General features: G+C 73.4%; 2 protein-coding genes. One reads left to right on the plus strand and one right to left on the minus strand.

Features of this window, described 5'->3' with window-relative positions; all coding sequences use genetic code 11:
* Positions 1–308: SIP domain-containing protein (locus MR1_RS18645; RefSeq protein ID WP_169797721.1), on the plus strand; the 308-nt coding region annotated here is incomplete at its 5' end.
* A 241-nt stretch (positions 309–549) separates the two neighbouring features.
* Here MR1_RS18645 and MR1_RS20650 read toward each other — a convergent pair.
* A complete protein-coding gene (locus MR1_RS20650; protein ID WP_067250661.1) occupies positions 550–3432 on the minus strand; it encodes a helix-turn-helix transcriptional regulator in 2883 nt (960 codons plus the stop codon).
* Positions 3433–3776: the final 344 nt, after the last annotated feature.

Consider the following 3776-nt stretch of genomic DNA (forward strand, 5'->3'; position numbering starts at 1 on the left):
CGGCGGCCGGGGTGGCCGGAGTGGGGGTCGGTTCGGGGACCGGTGCGGTCGCGGCCGGCGGGGCCGGAGTCGGGGTGAGCGGGACGAGCACCGGTGCGGTCGCGACGGCAGAGGCTCTGAGCGAGCCGGACCCGGACGACATCCTGTGGGAGGTGCCGGAGGAGAGCGCCGGCGGGGAGTACGCGTGGCTCGCGGGGGAGGCGGGCACGATCACCGCCCTCCGCCGCCATCTCGTCCGCGACCTCGGGATCGACCGCCGCTCGATCGCCTTCATGGGCTACTGGCGCCACGGCCGCGCGGAGAACTGACCGGCCCCGATCCCTCCCCCGCCCGCCACGTCGAAACCCCCTCTCCCCACCGAAACCCCCTCCCACATCGCGTTCTCAGAGGGGGTCTCGACGGGCAGAGGGGGTCTCGACGGAGTCGCACACACGAACGGGCGACGGGCGACACAGGGACGGGGTCCTTCCGGACGGGGTCCTTCGGGGCGAGGTCCTTCGGGGCGGGGCTCCCGCACCGTGGACGGGGCTCCCGCACCGTGGACGGGGCTCAGCGGGCGTCGGCGGTGAGCCTGGCGGCGGCGACCGCCGCCTCCGTCCGCGACGAGACGCCGAGCTTGCGCAGGATCGCCGAGACGTGGACGCTCGCCGTCTTCACGCTGATGAAGAGGCGCTCCCCGATCTGGCGGTTGCTGAGCCCCTCGGCGATCAGCTCGAGGACCTGCCGCTCGCGGGCGGTGAGCTCGGCGCCCCCGCCGGCCTCGCTCTCGCGACCGCCGGATCCCGCGCCGAGCAGGCCGGAGGCGGCGCCGAGATCGGCGACCTCACGAGCGAGACCGACGTGCCCGAGGGCGTCGACGAGGTCCGCGGCTTCGCTCAGCACCGCCGCAGCCTCGGCCCGTTCGGGCCTTCCGCGCTCGGCGGCGAGGACGCGGGCGAGCTCGATCCGTGCGATCACACGATAGATCGCCGGGACCTCGCCCTCGTCCGCCGCGTGCACGGCCTCGCGGAGCCGGGCCGGGTCCGGGAACGCCAGGGCCAGGGACACGACCCGAGCGGTGCCGCACAGCTCTTCCGGCATGCGCTCCCACGCGGATCGCAGCTCTCCCGCCAGTTCCGCCGCCTGGTCGTCCTCGCAGTCACGAAGCTGTGCCACCGCCCAGGCCGCGTCCAACAGCGGTCGGCGTCGGTGTGCGTGAGACGGTCCTTCGTCCGCCACCACGAGACGGGCCGCTTCGACGGCACGCGCGAAATCGCCCCCGCCGATCGCGATCGCGAGCTCGATCGCACGGTGGGAGTACCAGGTCTGCGATTCCAGCCGGGAGATCGACTCGATCGTCGCGCGCCATTCGGCGAGCAGCGCCTCGGCATCGGCGATCCGTCCTCGCCAGGCGAGCAGCCGGATCCGGGACATGGTGGCGTAGACGCGGTTCAGGTGCAGGGTGCGGAAGGAGACGTCCTTCTCCTGGATCTCCTCCGCGCGCGCGATCTCGCCCAGGTCGATGAGGGGCTCGATCATGTTGTGCGCGAGCAGCGACCCCGTCGAGCGGCCGACCCCGAGGCTGCGCGCGTGCTCGACACCCGCCTCCGCGATCTCGACCGCCTCCCGGTAGCGCCCGAGCAGCGCGAGGATGTCGGAGTAGTTCACCCAGTACCGCAGGCGCGCGTCGCTGTCGACGGCGTGCTCCCACGAGGAGCGGAAGTCCGCCATCCCCTCGTCGACCCTGCCGATCTGCACGCGCATCGTCCCACGCAGGTTGAACGCCACCGACAGCGGGCCCTCGAGTCCGCAGCGCTCCGCCAGTGCGGCCGCCTCGTCCGCGCGCTCGAGGCCCTCGGTGACGCGGGCCGTGATCATCAGGCGCCCCGTGAGGTGGTTCAGCAGCGTGGCACGCAGACGGTCGTCGTCGACCCGGCCCTCCATCTCCTGCAGCGCCTGCGAGAACAGCTCGATCGGTCCGGGACGGCCGAGGTTCTGCAGATAGTGGGCCTTGTCGCGCAACAGCCGCACGTACACCGCGGGGTCGGTGGCGGACGGGTCCGCCTCGTCGAGCGCCAGGTTGACGACCGCCAGCGAACGCTCGCCGTCTCCGGCGTTGCGCAGGATCGACCCGAGGCGTGCGAGCAGGGTGATCCGCTCCAGCCCCACCGCCTCCGCGGCGTCGGGGACCTGGTCCCACAACTCCAGGGCCAGCTCGCCGAACCGCGCCGCCGTGGAGAACGCATAGCTGGCCTTGGCCTGCATCATCGCCTCGACGGCGGCGATCAGAGCCCGCCGGGCGTCGTGCGCCTGATGCCAGTGGAACGCCAGGGCAGGCGCGAGCGAGACCGCGGTCTCGGCGGCGATCGCCTCCAGCGCCTCGCCGTAGGCCCGGTGGAGACGGGCCCGCTCCCCGGGCAGCAGATCGTCGTGCACGGCCTCTCGGAGCAGCGCGTGGCGGAATCCGTAACTGTCGTCGCCGCGTACGGCGAGCACGGCCGCGGTCGTCGCCTCGCGGACCGCCTCGTCCAGCCGTTCGTCGTCGAAGCCCGCCAGGCTCGCCAGCAGTGCGTGGGGTACCGCGCCGTCGGATCCCGACACCGTCCGAACGACGCGCTTGGCGTCGTCGGAGAGCAGATCGAAGCGGGCCAGCAGGAGATCGCGGAGGGAGTCGGGGATAGGGCCCTGCGCGTTGCAGGCGAGCTCCTCGACGAAGAACGGCACGCCCTCGCTGCGTTCGAGCAGCCGCTGGAGCGCCGCCTCGTCGACCGGCCCGGACAACGCCTGCAGCAGCCGGCGCACCGCGGCACGGCCGAGGCGCTGCAGGGCGAGCCGGTCCAGAAGCCGGGCCCGCTCGGCCTCGACGAGGAACCGGCGCACGGCACCGCCGCGACGCACGTCGTCGATCCGGCAGGTCAGCACGAAGAGCACCGGTCGTCCCGCCAGGACGCGCAGAAGGAAGGAGAGCAGGGACAGGGTCGCCGCGTCCGCCCAGTGCAGATCCTCGATGAGCACGACCACGGGCGTCCGCGCGGCGGCCGCCTCGAACAGGTTCGCGATCGCCTCGCGCAGCCCCTCGGGCCCGGTGACCGTGCGGTCCACGGGCGCGCCGCCGAGCTCCGGGAGCAGCAGTCCCAGTGCATCGCGGCCCGGTCCGGCGGCATCCGCCGCCTCGGCGCCGAGCTCGGCGAGCAGGCCCCGGAGGATGGCGGGCACCGGACCGTAGGGCGCCGGCGTCGAGCCGTAGTCGAGGCACCACCCGGTGAGCACCGCGGCCTGATCGCCCACCGCGTCGCGGAACTCGCGGAGCAGCCGCGACTTCCCGATCCCCGCCTCGCCCGCCACGAGGACGGAGGCGCTCTCGCCCGCGCGAGCCCGCTCGAGGGCGGTGATCAGCCGCTCGAGCTCGGCATCGCGACCCACCATCTCGGCGGCGGGAGCGTTGAGGGACATGGAATCATCGTCCCACCAGCCACCGACATCGGGGCCGACTCCGCCGACAGCAGACCGATGGTCGTTCCCCGATGTCGTCACACGAAACCCCCTCCCCTCGCCGAAACCCCCTCCCACACCGCGATCTCAGAGGGGGTCTCGGCAGGCAGAGGAGGTTTCGAGGATTGTGGAACCAGCGTCACGCCGCTCCGACACCGCACGGCACACGCTCGGAGGACTCCGCGGAGGCTTCGGATCCGGCGGTGAACGCCCCGGATCCGACGACGGCCGCGCCTGGCGCCGCGGCTCCGGCGGCGTGGGCGGACGTGCGGGCAGGCGTCGACCGGGAAACCGCACGCGGGTCC

This window comes from Microbacterium resistens NBRC 103078 (assembly GCF_001552355.1).
Lineage (GTDB): Bacteria > Actinomycetota > Actinomycetes > Actinomycetales > Microbacteriaceae > Microbacterium > Microbacterium resistens.